The sequence below is a fragment of the Paenibacillus sp. FSL H8-0317 genome (genome assembly GCF_045040685.1).
Taxonomy (GTDB): Bacteria; Bacillota; Bacilli; order Paenibacillales; family Paenibacillaceae; genus Paenibacillus.
Genome location: NZ_CP150294.1, coordinates 3,863,463 through 3,883,409, shown reverse-complemented (window position 1 = coordinate 3,883,409; position 19,947 = coordinate 3,863,463). Strand labels below are relative to the sequence as shown.

General features: G+C 44.2%; 18 protein-coding genes and 1 pseudogene. 4 read left to right on the top strand and 15 right to left on the bottom strand.

The window, feature by feature from the left end:
• Positions 1–67: 67 nt before the first annotated feature.
• Entirely contained in the window at positions 68–325 is a 258-nt protein-coding gene (locus tag MHB43_RS17240; RefSeq protein WP_024630063.1) for a GlsB/YeaQ/YmgE family stress response membrane protein, read from the top strand.
• 143 nt (positions 326–468) lie between these two features.
• Here the strand turns inward: MHB43_RS17240 and MHB43_RS17235 are convergent, their stop codons facing one another.
• Positions 469–1,104 carry a TetR/AcrR family transcriptional regulator gene (locus MHB43_RS17235; protein WP_405117587.1) on the bottom strand — a complete coding sequence of 212 codons (636 nt, stop codon included), beginning with the start codon at positions 1,102–1,104 and terminating at the stop codon, positions 469–471.
• A gap of 130 nt (positions 1,105–1,234) precedes the next feature.
• On the opposite strand from MHB43_RS17235, the gene MHB43_RS17230 reads away from it, so the two are divergent.
• Entirely contained in the window at positions 1,235–2,827 is a 1,593-nt protein-coding gene (locus MHB43_RS17230; RefSeq protein ID WP_405117586.1) for an FAD-dependent monooxygenase, read from the top strand.
• 82 nt (positions 2,828–2,909) lie between these two features.
• Here the strand turns inward: MHB43_RS17230 and MHB43_RS17225 are convergent, their stop codons facing one another.
• Entirely contained in the window at positions 2,910–3,368 is a 459-nt protein-coding gene (locus tag MHB43_RS17225; protein ID WP_221821414.1) for a pentapeptide repeat-containing protein, read from the bottom strand.
• 376 nt (positions 3,369–3,744) lie between these two features.
• Between MHB43_RS17225 and MHB43_RS17220 the strand changes: the two genes are divergently transcribed.
• Positions 3,745–5,301 (top strand): BCCT family transporter, encoded by a 1,557-nt coding sequence (locus tag MHB43_RS17220; RefSeq protein WP_221821413.1) that lies wholly within the window; start codon positions 3,745–3,747, stop codon positions 5,299–5,301.
• A 164-nt stretch (positions 5,302–5,465) separates the two neighbouring features.
• Here MHB43_RS17220 and MHB43_RS17215 read toward each other — a convergent pair whose 3' ends face one another.
• From MHB43_RS17215 to MHB43_RS17205, 3 genes are all read right to left on the bottom strand, one after another.
• Complete coding sequence (locus MHB43_RS17215) at positions 5,466–5,897, bottom strand: universal stress protein (protein WP_405117585.1); 432 nt, start codon at positions 5,895–5,897, stop codon at positions 5,466–5,468.
• 5 nt (positions 5,898–5,902) lie between these two features.
• The gene (locus MHB43_RS17210) at positions 5,903–7,135 is read right to left on the bottom strand and encodes an MFS transporter (protein WP_221821411.1); all 1,233 of its coding nucleotides are present in this window, start codon (positions 7,133–7,135) and stop codon (positions 5,903–5,905) included.
• A gap of 216 nt (positions 7,136–7,351) precedes the next feature.
• Entirely contained in the window at positions 7,352–7,912 is a 561-nt protein-coding gene (locus MHB43_RS17205) for a helix-turn-helix domain-containing protein (protein ID WP_221821410.1), read from the bottom strand.
• Between the two features lie 178 nt (positions 7,913–8,090).
• Here MHB43_RS17205 and MHB43_RS17200 point away from each other — a divergent pair, with 178 nt between their 5' ends.
• Positions 8,091–9,035, top strand: coding sequence for an NAD(P)-dependent oxidoreductase (locus MHB43_RS17200; protein WP_405117584.1), 945 nt, complete (start codon positions 8,091–8,093; stop codon positions 9,033–9,035).
• A gap of 31 nt (positions 9,036–9,066) precedes the next feature.
• Here MHB43_RS17200 and MHB43_RS17195 read toward each other — a convergent pair whose 3' ends face one another.
• From MHB43_RS17195 to MHB43_RS17150, 10 genes and pseudogenes are all read right to left on the bottom strand, one after another.
• Entirely contained in the window at positions 9,067–9,552 is a 486-nt protein-coding gene (locus MHB43_RS17195; protein ID WP_237175179.1) for a nitroreductase family protein, read from the bottom strand.
• Between the two features lie 16 nt (positions 9,553–9,568).
• Positions 9,569–10,144 (bottom strand): nitroreductase, encoded by a 576-nt coding sequence (locus tag MHB43_RS17190; protein WP_237175180.1) that lies wholly within the window; start codon positions 10,142–10,144, stop codon positions 9,569–9,571.
• A gap of 20 nt (positions 10,145–10,164) precedes the next feature.
• On the bottom strand, positions 10,165–10,647 hold the full coding sequence (locus MHB43_RS17185; protein WP_221821406.1) for a MarR family transcriptional regulator: 483 nt from the start codon (positions 10,645–10,647) through the stop codon (positions 10,165–10,167).
• Positions 10,648–10,841: 194 nt separating this feature from the next.
• Positions 10,842–11,031, bottom strand: a pseudogene (gene tnpA / locus MHB43_RS17180) (IS200/IS605 family transposase); the annotation flags it as partial.
• A 177-nt stretch (positions 11,032–11,208) separates the two neighbouring features.
• A complete protein-coding gene (locus tag MHB43_RS17175; RefSeq protein ID WP_405117583.1) occupies positions 11,209–12,171 on the bottom strand; it encodes a glycosyl hydrolase in 963 nt (320 codons plus the stop codon).
• A 36-nt stretch (positions 12,172–12,207) separates the two neighbouring features.
• A complete protein-coding gene (locus tag MHB43_RS17170; protein WP_405117582.1) occupies positions 12,208–13,887 on the bottom strand; it encodes an ABC transporter substrate-binding protein in 1,680 nt (559 codons plus the stop codon).
• A 65-nt stretch (positions 13,888–13,952) separates the two neighbouring features.
• Complete coding sequence (locus tag MHB43_RS17165; protein WP_076210480.1) at positions 13,953–14,891, bottom strand: carbohydrate ABC transporter permease; 939 nt, start codon at positions 14,889–14,891, stop codon at positions 13,953–13,955.
• A gap of 15 nt (positions 14,892–14,906) precedes the next feature.
• Positions 14,907–15,866, bottom strand: coding sequence for a sugar ABC transporter permease (locus MHB43_RS17160; RefSeq protein WP_221821403.1), 960 nt, complete (start codon positions 15,864–15,866; stop codon positions 14,907–14,909).
• 184 nt (positions 15,867–16,050) lie between these two features.
• The gene (locus MHB43_RS17155) at positions 16,051–18,213 is read right to left on the bottom strand and encodes an alpha-galactosidase (protein WP_339303966.1); all 2,163 of its coding nucleotides are present in this window, start codon (positions 18,211–18,213) and stop codon (positions 16,051–16,053) included.
• 65 nt (positions 18,214–18,278) lie between these two features.
• Positions 18,279–19,850: a glycosyl hydrolase gene (locus tag MHB43_RS17150; RefSeq protein WP_405117581.1), complete on the bottom strand. Its 1,572-nt coding sequence runs from the start codon at positions 19,848–19,850 to the stop codon at positions 18,279–18,281.
• Positions 19,851–19,947: the final 97 nt, after the last annotated feature.

The following is a 19,947-nucleotide window of genomic DNA, read 5'->3' as shown; positions in this document are numbered from 1 at the left end:
GAAGGTGAGATATATTCCACTCAGCCCAACATAACTTGTAATAAACTCGAAGAAAGGAGAACAATCCATGGATCTGCTTTGGGTACTCATTGTTGGTGGACTTATTGGCTGGTTAAGCGGCAACTTGATTGGGCGGGACGTACCGGGCGGTGTACTTGGGAACATTATTGCGGGTTTTATCGGTTCCTGGTTAGGAACGGAATTGCTGGGACCAAGGGGGCCGGTGATTGGCGGATTTCATATTATTCCCGCCATCGTTGGCTCGATTATTGCTCTGCTCATCTTCTTCGCTCTGGCACGCGGCGGAGCCTTCCGAAGACGTTAACCAAGAGAGACGGGAACTATACCGTCGTTCATTAAGGATAAACACAAAAGGACCGAAAGCATTCATCGATGGAAGATGAACATTTACGGTCCTTTTGTGTTTTTTGAACAAAATCGCAATCAGTATGATGGTTGATTTTCGTTTTAAACGGTACGAGGTCCATAAGCACTAAGAAAGACGCTTACGCCTTCAGTGATGATACGTTTGGTTTGTTCCTCTTCGAATGCCTCTGTTTTTCTAGGTTGATTAAATACCAATAAAAACGTTAATGCAGCGAAGTGCTTTGTAGCCATTTCAGGATCGGGCACATGGAGCAATCCGGTTTGTCCAAACTCTGTAAACCTCCTGATAATCCCCTCTTCAGTTGCGTTATCCAGCCTATCAAAAAACGAGTCTGGCAGGTTGGCGGCTTCCACCATAACCAGACGGATCAAAGCCATGTAATCGGACGAACCGTTCGCAGAAGCTACGATTTGTTCGCAAAATAAGATGAGCGCCTGCTTCAGATCCTCGAATTCCAAGAGGTGATCTGAAATCCCTTGCTCAATCATGTCAAGAACCGCCAAACTGGATTCTTCAACAACGGCAAGCAGTAGATTCTGTTTGTCGCCATAATAATCATAAACTGTCCGTTTGGAAACTCCCGCTTTAGCTGCGACCGCATCAACGCTGGATCGATCAAACCCATCGGAAAGAAACAGGTCTCGTGCTGCCGCCATAATTTTAGCTCTTTTGTCTGAAGAGCCTTTGCGGATTTTCTTGTTTTCCGTATGATCCATTCTTACGTTGCCCCCTTATAGGTATACCATCAGAAATTAATTAGAGTTCCGTTCTGTTTACGAATTACACTGCACGGTGTAGTATAGCAAATGTAGCATATCAAATCAATGAACAAGGAGGATTCTATTCATGAATAGCAAGCCGTCTTTTGTTGATGTTCTTATTGTCGGGGCAGGACCTACAGGGCTTACACTTGCCTGTGATCTCGCCCGTCGAAACATCAACCATCGTATTATTGAACGAAGCTCCTTATTTAACGTTGCTTCTCGCGCCAAAGGAATACAGCCTCGCTCGCTTGAAGTCGTCGATGATTTGGAGGCCGTCCACTACATTATTGACACAGGTGTTGTGGATTTGCCTGTTCGTTATTATACCGCAGATGGCAGGAGTGTGGACAAGCCGGCTATTACCGTTGCAGCCAGCCCCGAACTTGAAACACCCTATCGTGATCCGGTTTGGATTGCTCAATATGATGTGGAAAAAGCATTGCGCGACCGATATGCAGTGCTTGACGGTCAAGTTGAGTTGGGCATGGAAGCCATAAGTCTTGTTCAGGATGAGGATGGTGTAACGATAACCGTGAATACACCACAAGGAGAAGAGCAAATTCGCGCTCGTTATGTAGTCGGCGCTGACGGAGGCAAAAGCAATATCCGCAAATTTATTCACTTACCGTTGGTTGGGGAAACACACGATCATGAGCGATGGTATCTTGGCGATGTACGATTGGAAGGGTTAGATCGTGACCATATCCATATCTGGACTTCTTCGGAGGGGATGGTCGGGGTGACGCCGCTGCCAAAATCCGATATTTGGCAACTGCAGGCTACAATTCCGGAAGACATCGAAGAACCAGAGCAGCCGTCGCTAGAGGCGTATCAAGCCATGTTTGACCGTCGCGCCGGGGCAGACCGTGTTCGGCTCACGGATGCTTGCTGGCTGTCCATCTATCGGGTCAACGTTCGTATGGTCGAATGTTACCGCAACGGCCGGGTCTTCCTTGCCGGCGATGCTGCTCATGTTCATTCGCCGGCCGGTGGTCAAGGCATGAATACGGGGATGCAGGACGCGTACAATCTCGGCTGGAAGCTGGCGGCTGTGATGCGGGGAGCGGACACCGCCTTACTCGACACGTACGATGAGGAGCGCCGCCCAGTGGCTCAATCTGTTCTTGAGGACAGCACGAAGAAGATGGGAGTGGTCATAGGAACGGCGACTGAAGGCGGAGGGTTGTCCCAAACTTTGAGCACCATATCCGACGATCTGACGAGCGGGCTACTCATTTCCTATCGCTCAAGTTCGCTTATCCGTCGTTCTGCTCGAACAAATGCTACCCGTTCATTTCCTGGGGATCGTGCTCCTAATGCTACGGGCCTGCAAGGCACCGGATTTGCAGGAAGTCTCTTTGACCTATTGCGAGGCCCACACTGGACGCTTTTGGCTTTTGCAAGCAGCATCGATCCTTCGCTGAAGAACTTCACCAACAATGAACTCCATATGCATTATATCCTGCCATCCCACGTGGAGGGGGCGGCGGAAGGTATAATAGACACAGCAGGTAATGCCTATCGAATTTACGATGTAACAAATAAAGAACTCATATTGATTCGTCCCGACGGTTACATTGCAATGCGTACCTCCATTGATGATATTTCATCGATTTTGAATTACTGGAATTCCATTTATCTGGCAACTGATTTGGATAGGGCCAGCGGGAAATAAGATTAATCAAGAGGAAATTAAAGAGGGCAACTTTTGTCACTAAAAGCGGCCCCCTTCCTTTCACTTCAATCCATTTTTAAATTTACGCAATGTTACAATCCAGACTACTGAAAAATCGTTCAACAAAAACATCACCATATAGTTTCTTCATATGCGCTGTGTTAAAAATATATTGTTCCATAGGCTCAAGCTTGCGGAGACTGCGTACAAGTACTTTCCGATCATCGTCAGATAGATTAGGGTCATCATCTATCTTCGTCAGAGCATTTTTCACACGTGCGGATACCTGTTCAACATACACATGGTTTTTGGATTTTGGCGGAATACATTGCGTCAGGTCACAGTTCACAAAACGAACATCGTCAAGGATGCAGTTTTCAAAATTGGCAATTAACTTTTGGTGGCCATTTCCCTCAAACGTAATATCCACTAGCTTGCCGGTAAAGGAGCAATTGACGATATTCGCCGCTTGTAAAACCCGGTCATTGAATCTACATTTATAAAAAGTACAGTCGATAAACGTAGCATTCTCCAATGTCATCCCTATCACCCTATCATATCTACAGAATCTTTTTCATTATAATAACCTTATTTTGGAGTTGAATTCTCGTTGGAATCCCCCTCTCATTTTACTCTAAAATGAGCATAGCTAAACAAGAACCTAACTTTAGATGTATGCTTAATATACTTCTAAATCTTAACAGAAATGTTGCTTTGCATGCTGACGATAAAATGGATAGCGCATCAGCGGCTTATCACAATGCCCCATCTAAAAAGGGAACGAATAAACCGACGGGTGTTTCATTACACGGCGGTTTGTTTTAATTTATCAACAGCTAGCTTTCCGAAATATTACAAGTCGGACTAGCACATACTAAGGAACAGTTGGCTAAGCTTACATAACGGAGGGTCTCATCATGGTATTTACAATCACAATTATCATCGTTGTACTGTTTGCAATATGGGGAGCCGTCGCTCCTGCTCAGCTGGCGGATGTGGCTAATGTTGCCTACAACTTCTCTATTCAGAATTTTGGCTGGTTTTATTTGCTAGCGACACTGTTCTTCCTGATCTTTGCTTTCTATCTTGCGTTCAGCCGATTTGGCGGTATTAGGCTGGGGGATGACGATGATGAGCCGGAATATTCTACGGTTTCCTGGCTGTCCATGCTGTTTAGCGCTGGTATGGGCATTGGGCTGGTTTTCTGGGGAGTTGCTGAACCGCTGTCCCACTATTTATCTGCACCGGAGGGCGCGGTACCCGAAACAACGCAAGCAGCAAGACTTTCAATGCGTTATTCCTTTTTCCACTGGGGGCTTCATCCTTGGGCTATCTATACCGTCATCGGCTTGGCGCTCGCTTACTTCCAGTTCCGGAAAGGCTACAAAGGACTGATCAGTTCCACCTTTATTCCGCTGATCGGTGAACGTCTTGCTGCAGGCTGGCTTGGTAAGATCATTGATATTCTTGCAGTCATTGCAACGATCTTCGGTGTTGCAACCTCTCTTGGATTGGGTGCGCTTCAGATCGGTGGGGGTCTGAATTACTTATTCGGTATTCCAAACTCGACGCTGTCCCAGATTGTCATTATCTCAATTGTTACCGTACTGTTTTTGATCTCGGCAACCTCCGGTCTGGATAAAGGTATTAAGATTCTGAGCAACACCAATCTGGTTATAGCTGTGCTATTGATGGTGTTTGTATTGGTGACTGGACCGACTTCTTTTATATTTGACACATTCACGACAACATTGGGCAGTTACATGCAGAATATTATTAACATGAGTTTGAGACTGACACCGTTCTCAAGAGAAACCTGGATTGGAGCATGGACGTTATTTTACTGGGCATGGTGGATCGCATGGGCTCCCTTTGTTGGCACGTTTATCGCAAGGGTATCCCGAGGAAGAACCATAAAGGAGTTTGTAATTTACGTCATGGTTTTTCCAAGCCTGTTCGGATTTATCTGGTTCTCCGTTTTCGGTGGAACAGGACTTCACCTCGAATTGTTTAATGCCGCCCATTTGGCGGAGGCCGTCAAACAAGATACGACAACCGCTTTATTCCTTACACTGGAGCAGCTTCCTTTGGGTACGATCATAGCATTTATCGCTACACTCCTGATCATGACCTTCTTTATTACGTCGGCTGATTCGGCTACCTTTGTGCTGGGTATGCTGTCTTCAGATGGCAAGCTGGACCCGAGTACGAGAGTGAAATTAACCTGGGGAATCATGCAGTCCGCCATCGCGGTAGTCCTACTGATCAGCGGGGGGTTGAACGGTCTACAGACGGCCTCCATTGTGGCCGCACTGCCGTTCGCTGTTGTTCTTATTGGTATGTGTTTCTCCCTGCTCAAGGCTCTGCAAGCTGAGGACAGAGAGCGCCGTCAGAAAGAAAAACGGCAGCGCCAAAAACTGAAACGACTGCTGGAGGAACAAGAACACTCGCTGAATGAAATTCCCGGCAGGTAATGTATACTTGATGTTAAAAACAAACAAAAGCCCGCGTCGTTGCGGGCTTTTGTTTGTTTCATGTATTGAGTTTTTGGGATCTGTCATGAATTCTGTTTGAACCCCAGGCGGAATGATTTCTAACACTTATTCATACTATGAACGTTCCCCAGTTCCCGAAGGAGTTAATGTACAATGAGGACTGGACAACTTGATAGTTGTGAAACCTTGTGGCTGACACTTCCAAGCATCATTTCCTTAACGCCCCTAAGCCCACGGCTTCCGATAATAATAAGTTGCTGCTCGGTATCCTTTGCATAATTCAATATTTCATGCCCAGGATCTCCCTTAAGATGAACAGTTTCCGGGTTAATCCCCGCAGACTTTAATTTAGATTTGGCTTGATGCAACTGTTCCAAACTGGCTTTCTCCATTTCGTTCAGTATGTCTTCCAAAAAATTCTCTGGTACATATGTCATGCCATTTGACACATAATCCTGGCTGACATTAACCAAGGTAACTTGAGTTTGTTTATTTTGGGCTATTTCAACGGTTGCATCAAGGAGTTTGTTCGTTATTTCAGATTTATCAATGGCCACCATAATTTTGTCAAACATAGTTATCATCCTTTCCGTGGCAATTCGTAACCATTTCGACTACCTACAACACGATTACTTGCTGCTCCTATACCAACTATAAATAGTAACACGGAAGCCCCAAGAAGAATGAAAAGTGGCAGGTTCCAACTATTTGTTGCATCGTGCAGATATCCTATAAGGGCTGGACCGATTGCGGCAAGAAGATATCCGATCGATTGGGCCATGCCAGATAGTTCCGCTGCTTGATGCGCATTATCAGTGCGTAACCCGAAAAACATCATGGCCAAACTAAAGGCGAAACCTCCACCAATTCCGAGTATGACGATCCACAACAGAATGACATTAGAACTTCCGTAAAGAAGTCCGAGCGTCCCCGTCAAAAGCAAAATGGTTGTGATAACCACTAACAAACGTTGGTTAGACATACGCCCGGCAATAACAGGGACAATAAAGGTAAATGGAAGCATCGCTAACTGCATGATCGAGAGGTACCATCCAGATTGGTTGGAGTCAATTCCTTGCTGCTTTAAAATTTCAGGCAACCATGCGATCAATACATAGAAAACCATAGACTGTATACCCATGAACAAGGTTACTTGCCAAGCAAGCGGGGATCGCCAAACATTCACATCGTTGCTTGCCATTTGTTGACTCGTCTTGGCGGTTTGTTTTGTTTGATTTCTTAATTGGGGTAACCAACAGAGGATTGATACAAAGCTTAGAATCCCCCATATTCCCAATGCTCCCTGCCATTTTAGCCCTGCGTTCATGGCTAGCGGTACACTGATTCCCGATGCGATTGCTCCACATAAATTCATTGAAATGGAGTAAACTCCTGTCATGGAACCAATTTTATTTGGAAAATCCCTTTTGATTATACTTGGCAATAATACATTACATATGGCAATGGCGAATCCAAGAACTGCTGTTCCAATAAACAGATTAACTGCGCCAGATAAAGATCGTATTACAATACCAACAGTCAGAAAGATTAGGGCAATCAAAATGATACGCTCAACCCCATACCTCCGTCCTAATTTTGGTACAAGAGGTGATAACACAGCAAAGGCAAGCAAGGGTACCGTTGTGATCAGGCCTGCTAATGTATTTGAAATATGAACGTCATCCCTTATAAAACCTACTAAAGGACCAACTGAGGTTAAGGGAGTACGTAAATTAGCTGCAATAACAATAATGCCGAGAATGATCAGCGCTACAGAGGATGGCACGAATTTTTTATTTTGTTTATTCGGCATTCTTCATTTCTCCTTCCTGAATTCCTACGTCTTATATTTGCTTCTTGTTGGTTGAAAAACTTTGTTATAACATCCGCGCGAATAATGAAAGTATAGTATAAGATACTTTTATAAACAATAATTATTTCATAACATACTAAAATTGAATAAAAAAATACAACTCTGAATTCCCGTCATGGAATTCGGAGTTGCATTTAATAAGTGGATTTTCGACGACTAGAAACCATATTTTAAGGATATATGGAGCACTGTTTCGTTATTCGTATGATTGGTATAAGCGTGGGGATAATCTGCACGAAAACTGATCGTATCATATTGATTCAATGTGTACATCTCTCCATTGACTTGTAACTCGATGGAACCCGTCATTACTGTCGCAATTTCAGTTGTATTCACATGATGACCTTCAGGGTAATACGAGCTATTAGGCTGTAGGTATGCCCGACACATTTCAATATCGTTGCTTTTAAAGACGGGTTCAATGACCCAATTTTTTTCATCATTAGAAAACCGCAGTCCCTCCCCTGCTCGATACAAACTAACGGGTTTCTCTGATGTGAACAAAGCCAATAGCGGTAAAGATATTCCTTTTGAAATTTTCCATATGATGGCCAAAGTTGGATTTGTCTCACCACGTTCGATATTCCCCAGAGTAAGTTTGCTTACACCCGTTAATTCTGATAAGTCGTCTAAGGTCATGTTTTTTTCTTTTCTATACTTTTTTAATGCACCGCCGATTTGTAATACAATTTGTTTTGACTCATCGATTTCATCCATTTGATATTCTCCTCAACAAAAAAACTATATAGCTAGTATATTGTTTATCAAGATTCTTTTCCATTCCGGTTCAATAGAACGTAATGAAATCTTTTGATAAAATTGTATTAAAAGGATAAAATGACGAGCATCAACGGTTTTATTTGAAGAATGGTAGCTTATGAAAGGTGGTTTAGCAATGAAAATTCTCATCGTTGGCAATTTTAGCGAGACCTCAAAATCCAATATTGCAGGGAGTTTTCCGCGAGACTGGAACGTTGTAATTGTTCCGCCCGGAAAAGAAATGCTGCATCATATTGAAGATTGCCAGGTAATCATTCCGGAACATATTAAAGTGGACCATAGCCTGCTTTCTAACGCAAAAAAATTAAAATTGGTACAGACGGGTGCAGGATTTGATAATGTGGATGTCCCTGCCTGTACACAGCTCGGCATTTGGGTGGCCAATGCTGCAGGAGTGAATGCACAGGCAGTGGCCGAGCACGTCATGGCACTGTTATTGTCTTATTATAAAAACATACCGTCTCTTGATACTTTCATGAAAAATAAGATGGATGAAAATCAATTGGACTATACAGGAAGTGAGTTAAAGGGAAAAACGATTGGAATTATCGGTTTGGGTGCAATTGGAAAAAAAGTAGCTGCGTTTTGCAGGGTTTTTGATATGAATGTACTGGCGTATGCGAGAAATGCCACTGTACAATCGGACGATTTTGTGAAAAAGACGGATTTTGATACTCTTGTAAGCACATCGGACATAGTTAGTGTACATGTACCCTTGAATGAACAAACCAAACAGCTGATTAACAAAGCGACATTCAAAAAAATGAAAAATACTGCTCTTTTTATCAATACAGCCCGCGGCGGCATTGTCAACGAAAGAGACTTGATTGATGCATTAAAAAACGGGGATATTTCTGGCGCATGCCTGGATGTGTTTGAATCTGAACCGCTTCCTATTGACAGTGAGCTCCGGAATCTGGGTAATGTGATACTTACTCCACATACAGCGGGAATGCCCGATGGTCGGAAATTTCATAAAACAAGATATGATTTCTTTATAAAGAATATAAAACGTGTAGAAAATGGTGAGGAGCCTGAAAGCAAGCTCAATCAGTTATGATGTTTTGGTGCAATAAAAATTGATCGCCACCCTACAGCAGTTCAAAATGAAGTTGAGTCTCAGGCAACTCTGTATTCCCTTTCCACTGATTTGCACCGTATCCCAATTCCAGAACCGCAGCAATGCGCTCGTTATTCAGTACACCAAACATTTCAGTACGGCTCGAATCGTACATCCAGTCATGCAAGGTACAGCGCACACCCAGACTTTGCTCATGAGCCAGCAAGCGGAAATTCTGAATTAGGCAGCAGACAGCTGCAAAGTCCTCTTCCCGCTTATATTGATCCGCCTCTTCCTTCACCAAGACCAGAAGATACGCAGGGGCAGGCTCCTGTAATCCCTGCATGATGTTCCCACACCGGTTATCGGCAAAGATAAATCGCCACGGCTCTCGGAGGCCATCATTTGGCGCCCATACGGCATGATTAAGCAATTCAAGGATGAGGTCGTGCGATACCGGTTGTTCCAAAAACTCACTCGGACCGCCCATGACTCCTTCCAGATCTGACAATTTCATTTTATATCCTCCTCTTCTATGTAGACTGTCCTCGCAATACGGTCCATTTCTGCTCGGCTGGTGTTCTTTTCCGACTTCTTGGCGCTTTGTCGTAATATCCTATATGAAGAATACCAACAAATCTTTCATCCTCACGTAAGCCAATTCCATTGAAGAACGCTTCATGCTGAATCATGGACTCTGTATCCCATAACATTCCTAACCCTCGTTCCCAGCCCAACAGTTGGAAGCTCTGCATCACCCCGCAGGCAGCCGCATAATTGCGGTCATTGGTCAGACGATCCGGTCCTACAGTCGACATAACAATGACGTGGGCAGGAATATCGGTAATTCTCTTTTTAAAAACATCCAGAAGTTTCCCTGGAATCAGCTTGCCGAGCTTGCTTTGTGACATCTGTTCCAGCATGCAGTCCACCAACCGTTTGCGTGCTTCTGGAGTTCCGGCATATACCACACGCCACGAGCTAGCTTCAACCAATGGTTGAAGCCGTATAGCCTTACGCAGTAATTCTACAATTAACTCCTGCTCCACCGGCGTAGAGTTACATTTACGAATACTCCTGCGCTCCCTGATCAATTCCGCCAGACTCATATGCTTCACTCTCCTTCGCTCTATCTGGATTCAATATTCATACTGCTGTCTTGAAGAAATTGATGAATTACTTTCAGCTCCGTTTCCGAGTATTTGTCGAGAGTACGATAGAAGCGCTCAGCCTCATGTATATGCAGACGTTCATGCAGTTCAAAGATTTTTTTACCTTGCGGTGACAACCGGAAATAACTCTCCTTTTTGTTGTCGTTCATTTTTGTACGTTTGACGAATCCCTCCTCCAGCAGTTTGTTACCAATTTTGGTGATACTTGCTTTGGACAAATTCATCGCCTCGGCAATACCCGTGTTGTTAATAGGCTCATGCTTGCCTATGCAATCTATCATATGAACCGCGGTCAAATGCTGAGGGATTTTCTCGATACTTTCTCGCTGGGCGATACTTAGGAAATGCTCGATTTCTGTATCCTTGTGGTTCTCATACACATGTAAAAAACGGATAAATTGGTCATAAAGCAACTGTTTTGTTCGATCTTTTGAGATCATTCTTTGATCGCTCCTTATTTACTTGTAAACAAAAATATCATTTAAATAGTAGGGTTTTTCTAAATAAACCCTTATATTTAGTTTACTAGTGAACAATATATCATGAATGATAATGCTTATCAACTTTATTCTCTGGCATTGCAACAACTCTACAAACAAAGACAGAGACCTGCGTTGAACTGAATATCTTTTATTGAGACTGCAATCTTCGTTGGAATCGCTACCAGCATGTGGACATGATCGGGCATCATATGACCTTCTATAATTTCTACTCCCTTGTACTTGCATAAACGTTTTGAAAATTTCGATTAAATCTTTTCTGACTTGATTATAGATTTCTTTCTGTCTATACTTCGGGGTGAATACAATGTGGTATTTGCACATCCACTTTGTGTGTCCAGGCTGTAGCTCTTGTTTGCCAACTGGCTAAAGCCGTAAAAATAAAATAAGGACGGATATACTCCGCCCTTATTTTTCGTTAGTATCACGACACACACTCAAACATGCGTTCCTTTTCCTTCGTTTCACGCCTGATCGGCTGCAAGAGGTGTTTTTGAATATTTAATATAGCTTTGGTAGTTTGTCCAATGTTATAGCATAGTTACAGTGATATGCACTGCGCAGCTCCTCTTTTGTCGTAAACTTCTCCGTCCTACCAAAATCCTGAGACCATGTCATAAACCACAGCCACGGGATGCGCGAGGTGGACAAGCTTCTAATACTCGGAATCGGGCCAATCTCTCCGATAGCAACAAGTTTTGGAGTTCGTGTAACACCAATCAGTTCATCATATTCCTTACGTAAATCCGTATGTTGGTGAGCTGGGGGATACATATCCCTGGAAATAATGTCAACCACGTCATCCCCAACGTAACCTTCGACCAACGGTGAGTTCCACACCCAAATTAAATTATTTAGATTATGATAATGCGTATACCTCTCATACATGATACGGTACAATTGTTTTGCGATTTCCGGGCCTTGACTGCCCCACCAGAACCAAGTGCCTTCCGCTTCATGAAATGGTCTCCACAAGATCGGAATACGTTTGTCGCAAAATTCCCGGAGGATATTGGCCATATGGTCCATATCGGACAACAGGGCTTCATATTCTTTGGTTCCTTCCGTAATCGCTTTACTTACGTTAAAATTTGTATGCTCCGAATAGAAGCTTTTATCCCGTCCGCCAAGCGGTGAAAACCAATGCCATGTGAACGTAAGCAAGCCTCTGTTGTTCTCCGTCCACTCCCAGGCTTTTTGCAGCGTATCCTGGTTTTCAGCGATTTCCAGCAAACACTCTTCGCCACTATCGTCATAATTAATGTTTGGAGAATACCCAAGAAGCTCGAACCCGCATAGTGCCGGCCACTTCCCTGTTACTTGATAGATGTAGTTTAATTCCTCCTGCGCCATGGTTTGGGTGTGCTGTCCCGTAATGATGCCAGTCCCTTGGATCTCGTGGAAATAGTTGAGCACAGAACGTACTTCTTCCGATGCATTAGGATTGCAAGGTATCGATTTCATCGTATCCTGCCTTTCTGTCTATTCTCAATTGAATGCTTATTGACCGCTCCATAGTTTAACACGGTCTTTCACATATTGACCAAAAGCCTCTTCCATCTCTTCCACTCCAGCCTTTTCCAATTCCGCCATGTACTCATCCCAGACTTTATCGAAATTTTCCGGTTTGGCCATTACAGCTTCAGGAATTCGTTTCCATGTGATATCCTTCATTTTGGCCATTAATATTGTCGCCTGGCTATCGCTTGGCAAAGCAATATTGTAAACGGCGCCGGCTTTTCTTTCAGGAAACTCTTCTTCTTTTGGGAAAAGATCTCTCCAATGCTCGACTTTGTAAGCGGCCAAAGCATCTTTTTCGGGTGCACTGTAGGTCGCCGCTAAAAGGTCACTGTTCGTTTTCGTATAATAATTGCCTGTAGAGTCCTTAATTCCGTCACCATAATGAACCGATAGGTTCCAATACAGGCCGAGACCCGATTCCTTCATGTAAGCACTACCTTCGTTGTCCATCTTTTCTTGAACATCCTTCGGTACAGTTCTTTTTCCATTCTCTACAACGTAATCTTGTCCTTCGATCCCCCAGTTCATCAGAATCTGTCCTTCTTCCGAAGCCAGGTAATCCAAAAATTTGATTGCAGCCACAGGATCTTTGCACTCACTGGAAATCGCGATCCCATATCCTCCGTCAAACCCAGCGGACCAGAAATTAGTATCCTTATACTCTTCAGACAATGTTACTGGATAATGACCGTAAGTCCGGTCAAATTTCCCTGCAGCCTTCAATGCCTGTTGAGCATCACCATAGTCCCATGCAGGGTCGATCAGGCCAAGCACACGCCCAGATGAAACCTTGGATTTGAATTGATCCGTCTTTTGGACAAAACTTTCCTTATCCAATAAACCTATGTCGTTCATATGGTTCAGCCAGCGGAAATATTCTCTTTCCTCTGGACGGCGGAAATGATAAGTTACATCAAAAGTTTCTTGGTCCACATAGTACTCTCCATCATCCGGTGCACCTGTCGTAAAAAATCCCATGTTCGTCACCTGATACATATGCCAATCATCGGCATTAATGGTTAGTCCGATATTTTTGTTACCGTTATCATCTGTTGGGTGTTTAGCTATATAGTCTGTAAGGACCTTCTCGTAGTCCTTTACCGTACGAATTTCAGGATAACCAGCTTCTTTTACAACACGATGTTGAAGTTGGAAGCCACCGTCGGCTTTGAATTTACGTTCATCGATAGCAGACCAAGTCGGAATGGCATAGATGGCTTGATCCTCCAAACTATATTTGGCACGAACAATCTTATCGCCAAGCATCTTTTTAATATTAGGCGCATGTTCTTCAATCAAGTCCGTCAGATCGAGAACTGCACCGACATCCACTAGCTTGCCAAGATCAGCCTTAGCAGCTATGAGATCGGGAACTTCACCAGTGGCAGCCATGATGGATACCTTTTGCACAGGGTCCCCCACTGCGAATTCAGCATCCAAAACGACACCTGTTTTCTCTGTGATGACTTTTCCTATACGGTCATTCATATTGTTCCAGTTAGGACTTCCATCCTCTGAAAAATAAGTAAGTGTGATAGGATTTGAGCCATCTTGACTTGCTGATTCCCCACCACCACTTCCACTGCAGGCTGCGAGCTGACTGAGCAACAGACCAGCTGAAAGTAGTGTTACTGCTGTTTTTCGGGTTCGCTTTCTCATAAAAACAACACTCCCCATGTTTCAGATAATTTAAGGATACAAAGTCATTTACGGTTAGAGTCTCATCAGCTTTTGACCGCACCTAGTGTCATGCCTTTTACAAAGTACTTTTGCAAGAATGGGTACACAATGAGAATAGGCACAGTTGCGATGATGGTAATCGCCATTTTGACAGCGTCAGGAGACACTTGCGACATCAATTGAGACATGTTTTCCCCACGTATATTGTTCGAGTTTGTGGTGGTACTCTGAAGCACTTTCATGAGCTCATACTGCAAGGTGGTCAGGGAGTCATTGGAACCATTATAAAGGTACGTATCAAACCAGGAATTCCATTGCCCGACAGCAAGGAACAAGGCTACGGTTGCAAGAGCAGGCTTGGTGAGCGGTAGTATGACACGCCAGTAAATGGTGAAATCGTTTGCCCCATCAAGCTTGGCCGATTCTTGCAAAGCATAAGGAATTCCATCAATGAACGAACGGATGATGAATATATTGAAGGCGCTTACGAGTCCTGGCAAAATATACACTGCGAACGTATTGATCAGATCCAGATTCTTGATCAAGATAAAACTAGGAATCAAACCGCCCGACACATACATTGTGATCGCCAGAAATACGGAAACAAATCGTCTTCCCTGAAACTCTCTACGAGCAAGTGTATAAGCAACCATTGAACCGCTTACCAGACCTGCCAGGGTTCCTATTAGAGTTCGAAGCACCGATATTTTGAATCCCGTGATCAACCCCTCATAACTAAAGATGAGCTTATAATTTTCAAGAGTGAATTGTCTAGGGAAAATAGAAATACCGCCTCGAACAGTATCTACGGAATCGTTGAATGAAATGGCGAGCACATTCAAAAAGGGATATAGCGTCGCAATCGTAACGACTCCAATGAAAACATAAACAAAGGTGTCAAATATCAAGTCTTGGGGAGATTTTGCGCCTATCTTCGGTCGTTTGGGTGTGACGGAAGAAGTTGTCGGCTCGGATGCTTCCATGTCTGTTCCTCCTCCTTACATAATGCTTTCGTTAGCGAATTTTTTAAAGAGTCCATTCACGACGAACAGCAAAATCACGCTGATGACCGAGTTAAAGATACTAATAGCGGTACCAAAAGAATATCTCCCCATGGATAAACCGTAGTTCAACGCATACAGATCCAACACTTCGGAATAATCGCTAACCATGTGATTACCAAGCAAGAATTGCTTTTCAAATCCGATTCCTACGAGGTGGCCAATCGACATAATAAACAGTACGATGATTGTTGGCCTGATGCCTGGGAGTGTAATATGCCATATTTGTCTCATACGACTGGCGCCGTCTACCCTTGCTGCCTCATACAGTTCAGGACCAATCCCCGAAATGGCAGCCAAATAGATAATGGCGTTCCACCCTGTCTCCTTCCAAACATCGGCTCCGGTCACTATTCCCCAGAACAGTTGACCCTTGGCCATAAATTGTATCGGTTGGTCAATCAAATTCAGCCCCAAGAGCAAGTCGTTTATCGCGCCTCCGTCGGTTGACAGCATTTTGATGACGATCCCGGCGGCCACGACCCAAGACACGAAGTGAGGCAGGTAAGAAACAGTCTGTACGAAACGCTTCATAAACTGAACTCGTACCTCGTTTAGAACCACTGCGAACAATACAGGAAACACGAACCCAGCCACAAGCCCCATAAGGCTCATTGCCAGTGTATTTCTTAGCACCAAATAGAAATGTTCATCCTGAAACAGTGCTTGGAAATGATCGAATCCAACCCATTTTTGATCGAAAAAACCTTTGCCTGGTCTGTAGTTTTGAAATGCCATCGTCCATCCCCACAGAGGCAAATACTGAAATACAAACACCCAAATCACAAACGGAAATGACATCATGTACAGATATTTTTGATTCTTAAAGACTTTCCACTTTTGCGAATTTTTGTGTTTGCGTGTGCGGAACCTTCTCTCTTCTGTTATCGCTTTCATTTCATCCCCCCCTTTCCTCTTTCATCATAAAACGATTGTTATATTGGCGACATATCGGAGATCCAGTAGGATTTCATTCAATAATCTATACTGTTTTCAGAAAAGACAATTTTGTTTTCATAAGTTGGTATAATAAAAATCCCCTGCATTAAACCAATGCAGAGAATTTTTATTATCGCCATATTTATTGAGTGGCGCTCAACTTGAACCATGCACTGGTATAATCTCCTGTAAGGGGAGGGATGATCAAGCCTGCTTGCATTAAACGATCCCCGCCGAAAGATCCCATGTGTCCACTCTCTCCAGTCACTTCATAAGTATACGAATGATCCAATCCTTTGAGCTGAAGTACATCAGCAGCAGGAGTGGGCTTGGCTAAAACTCGAAAGTAAAATACGATAGCTTCGCATCGATTGTCCGAAACGAACATCCAGGATGTTTCATTGCCTTGAAAAGGGCTCCGAAGTCTAAATAGATCCCCCTGTTGTATGAGAGAACGATGTTCTTTGTACATGGCAACCTGTTCTTTCACCTGGATCTTTTCGGCATCCGTGAATTTGGTCAGATCAAGTTCATAGCCAAAGTTTCCCGACATCGCAACGTCCCCTCTGAATTTAAGCGAGGTATCGCGGTGAACTTGATGGTTCGGCACGGCGGAGACATGAGCTCCGATGGTACTGACGGGATATACCAAACTGGTCCCGTATTGTATTTTTAAGCGTTCCACGGCATCCGTGTTGTCACTTGTCCAAGTCTGCGGCATGTAGTACAGCATTCCGGGATCAAACCGACCTCCACCGCTGGAACAACTTTCGAATAAAATTTCCGGAAATGCAGTCGTCAGTTTATTTAAAAGATCATAGAGCCCAAGCACGTAACGATGTGCAATCTCCTGTTGATTCTCGGGTAAAGCCGTTGCGGAACCAATTTCGGTCAACGCACGGTTCATGTCCCATTTTACGTAAGAAACAGGTACGTTGGTGAAGATTTCAGCCAGTGCATCATACAAATAATCACGGACTTCCGGCCGTGAAAGATCCAATACCAATTGCCAGCGGGCTTCCGTCCGGCGACGGCCTTCAACGTGCAGGCACCAGTCGGGGTGCTTCCGGTACAGATCACTTTCGGGTGAGATCATTTCAGGTTCAAACCATAATCCGAATTGCAAGCCTTGGCGTTCAATCCGCTCTGCCAAATCACGCAAGCCGTTAGGAAGCTTTCTCCGATCTTCAACCCAGTCTCCGAGCGAACTATTGTCGCTGTCACGTTTGCCGAACCAGCCGTCATCAAGCACCAACAGTTCAATCCCCAGATGAGAGCCTGTCTCGGCAATCGCTTCAATCTTTTCTGCAGTGAAATTAAAATAAGTTGCCTCCCAATTGTTCACGAGAATCGGTCGCTCCTTGTCCCTATGCACGCCGCGGCATAGACGGTTCCGGTAGAGTCGATGATAGATTCGGGACATGCCTCCGATCCCTTCATTTGAATATACCAATACAGCCTCAGGAGTTTGGAAGAATTCGCCAGGAGGAAGCAGCCAACCAAAATCAAATGGATTCAGACCAATGCCCAAACGAACGACGCCAAAAGCATCCACTTCCGCTTCGGCATGGAAATTACCGCTATACACCAGATTTACAGCAAAAACCTCCCCATGATCCTCATCGGCTCCAGGGCTAACGACAGCCGCAAAAGGATTGTGCTGATGACTGCTCATTCCACGTTTGCTCCCAAGACTAGTACCTCCTGGGCCCAGGGGTCTGCGTTGAAGATGCGCCTCTCGAGCCCAATGACCCGCGAGGTATAACAATTCATAATGGCTCTTGCCATACAAATCAACATTGGCACTAAGCGCACGTAAAAGTTTGATCGTGCTGTGACCGTTGTTCTTAAAGTGAACTGACCTGGTAATAGCACCATCCCTGAAGATGCAATATTTCAGAAGAACGGTGATTCCTGCGTACGCATCCTCCAGTTCCAGCTCCAAGGTATCTGCTTCATGGTCTGTTTCCGTATACACATACGGCAGACCATCAAGTGCTGGTTTACCAGCGCCGGTTGAGTACCCTTTGAAGCGTAGCTCTGTAATGCGGCTCCCGTCTTCAAGTAGAACTTGATAGGCAGGTGATCTGAAGTCACCTGTTCCATATTGCGGATATTCATGAGGCATGGAGCCTAGCTCCGTTTTTTCCAGACCTGGTACAAGTTTTTCAAGGTTTCCTTTCTCGGACAATCTTTGTCCCCAATATACCAGTAAAGGATAGCCGTCTATGATTTGAATAACATAACTGGTTACGCGGGATTGCAGATGAAAAATATGCTGTGACTCGTTAATATAAATAGCCATTACATGATTCACTCCTGTTAAACTAGATTGTTCCTGCTCAATAATAAAATGTATCCCTTTTCGATTTAGGGACTACCATACAATCCTTCGGGAAGTTCATCTAGCGTGATTACGTTGTCATGATTGTATACCTTTTTCAAATATTCCTTTGTATTCGTTTTTCCGTCGCGCAGATAATCTCCAGTCCAGGTATTGAAAAAGTTCCAATGTGCGCCGTAAGTGTGGAGCAGATCAGGATCCGGAATAGGCCCGTTTTCTGCAAGCGCTACAAGCTTTTTGTGCTTGCCCAAAAACAAGAGTTCATCATACATGGCAATGTTAGGGCTATGATCGCCCGCTGGATTGTAAACGTCGATACTTACAATGTCGACCATATCATCGCCCGGGTACCACTCCTCCTTCACAAAGTTCCAAACCCAAATGAGATTGTTTAACTGATGGAGATCGGTTAAACGTTGGTACATTAGTCTATATAATTTTTTGGCAGGTTCAGGACCTTTGGCTCCCCACCAAAACCAGCCGCCCTCTGCTTCGTGCAGTGGTCTCCAAAGTACGGGAATGTTATGATCCTGTAGCCGCTTCAACTGAACAGCGATGGCATCAATGTCTCGAATTAAAAGCTTGTAATCTTCCGATTCCGGATGATTCAGGGCATATTCTACATCGAAGGTTGTAAACTCGGTATTAAAACCTCGCCACCATTCGTGGCCCGGTTCGTTGCCGCCTATTCCCTTCGGCGCATTCCAATGCCAGCTTAATGATACTATTCCTCCGCGTTCGTACCATTCAATCATCTTCTCCACCTCGTTTGAGGTACTTCCATTTTCAACACGGGATGGAGAATAATCCATCAAATCACTGGAAACCAGCGCAGGGGATTTTCCTGTCTGCTTGTAGATCCACTTCGCATCTTCCAGTGTCTGCTGTCCTGAAATTATCTTCTTTCCATATTGGCTGGTCATAAAATCCAAGAGTGCTTTGGCTTGGGGAGTTGCTTTGGAATTACTTAAGGTATCCATCTTTATATCCTGTTTGGATACGTTGGGCTCTATACGTTTGAGCTTGATGTACTCAATACCATAGTATCCCCACCCCCGTAAGATTTGGATGGAGTTACTGCCTTGGTTCAGAAGCACTTTGGTCACCTTTTTTTCAGCACGGACCTGCCCTGGGTTGGGAGCATTAAGCATCAATTCACCAGCACCTGAACCATTCACTTGAATAGAGGTCGTTTTGTCCCCATTTCCTTCTGGAATGTAATATCCCAAGCTCAACTCATACAGGCCATCTTCCGGTGCTTCAACCTTGAATGCAGCGCTTCCTTTAGCTGAATTATCCTCTTCAAAAAAATAAGAAATGTAACCTTTGCCATCATATGACTTGTCCTTGGCTTTGGCAGTTTTCTCATCACGTTTTTCAATCCCGTACCCTTCTAGCTGAGCATCTTTAAATGTTACTATTAATGCTTGTGTTTGATTAGGTTCAACAACAAATCCAGGTACCGTAATGGCTGCTTCCACCCTGGAATGAGTGAAACTCGACATGATGATGCCCAAAAAGAAAAAAGCCGATCCTAACATGAAATAGGTTTTATTTGACGCTGCATACCTTATCATTGAACCTGATTTAGTCTTCATTTTATGCCTCCCCTCCGTTCATTACATTCCTGTTATCGCTTTCATTTGTTATGGCCCCTCCTTTCGTATCAACTATATTGGCTGAGGAGGCTCTCGG

What these genes read in the sequence shown, in the direction of transcription:
- MHB43_RS17240 (WP_024630063.1), top strand. Translation starts at nt 68, where the DNA reads ATGGATCTGCTTTGGGTACTCATTGTTGGTGGACTTATTGGCTGGTTA.
- MHB43_RS17235 (WP_405117587.1), bottom strand. Translation starts at nt 1,104, where the DNA reads ATGGATCATACGGAAAACAAGAAAATCCGCAAAGGCTCTTCAGACAAA.
- MHB43_RS17230 (WP_405117586.1), top strand. Translation starts at nt 1,235, where the DNA reads ATGAATAGCAAGCCGTCTTTTGTTGATGTTCTTATTGTCGGGGCAGGA.
- MHB43_RS17225 (WP_221821414.1), bottom strand. Translation starts at nt 3,368, where the DNA reads ATGACATTGGAGAATGCTACGTTTATCGACTGTACTTTTTATAAATGT.
- MHB43_RS17220 (WP_221821413.1), top strand. Translation starts at nt 3,745, where the DNA reads ATGGTATTTACAATCACAATTATCATCGTTGTACTGTTTGCAATATGG.
- MHB43_RS17215 (WP_405117585.1), bottom strand. Translation starts at nt 5,897, where the DNA reads ATGTTTGACAAAATTATGGTGGCCATTGATAAATCTGAAATAACGAAC.
- MHB43_RS17210 (WP_221821411.1), bottom strand. Translation starts at nt 7,135, where the DNA reads ATGCCGAATAAACAAAATAAAAAATTCGTGCCATCCTCTGTAGCGCTG.
- MHB43_RS17205 (WP_221821410.1), bottom strand. Translation starts at nt 7,912, where the DNA reads ATGGATGAAATCGATGAGTCAAAACAAATTGTATTACAAATCGGCGGT.
- MHB43_RS17200 (WP_405117584.1), top strand. Translation starts at nt 8,091, where the DNA reads ATGAAAATTCTCATCGTTGGCAATTTTAGCGAGACCTCAAAATCCAAT.
- MHB43_RS17195 (WP_237175179.1), bottom strand. Translation starts at nt 9,552, where the DNA reads ATGAAATTGTCAGATCTGGAAGGAGTCATGGGCGGTCCGAGTGAGTTT.
- MHB43_RS17190 (WP_237175180.1), bottom strand. Translation starts at nt 10,144, where the DNA reads ATGAGTCTGGCGGAATTGATCAGGGAGCGCAGGAGTATTCGTAAATGT.
- MHB43_RS17185 (WP_221821406.1), bottom strand. Translation starts at nt 10,647, where the DNA reads ATGATCTCAAAAGATCGAACAAAACAGTTGCTTTATGACCAATTTATC.
- MHB43_RS17175 (WP_405117583.1), bottom strand. Translation starts at nt 12,171, where the DNA reads ATGAAATCGATACCTTGCAATCCTAATGCATCGGAAGAAGTACGTTCT.
- MHB43_RS17170 (WP_405117582.1), bottom strand. Translation starts at nt 13,887, where the DNA reads ATGAGAAAGCGAACCCGAAAAACAGCAGTAACACTACTTTCAGCTGGT.
- MHB43_RS17165 (WP_076210480.1), bottom strand. Translation starts at nt 14,891, where the DNA reads ATGGAAGCATCCGAGCCGACAACTTCTTCCGTCACACCCAAACGACCG.
- MHB43_RS17160 (WP_221821403.1), bottom strand. Translation starts at nt 15,866, where the DNA reads ATGAAAGCGATAACAGAAGAGAGAAGGTTCCGCACACGCAAACACAAA.
- MHB43_RS17155 (WP_339303966.1), bottom strand. Translation starts at nt 18,213, where the DNA reads ATGGCTATTTATATTAACGAGTCACAGCATATTTTTCATCTGCAATCC.
- MHB43_RS17150 (WP_405117581.1), bottom strand. Translation starts at nt 19,850, where the DNA reads ATGAAGACTAAATCAGGTTCAATGATAAGGTATGCAGCGTCAAATAAA.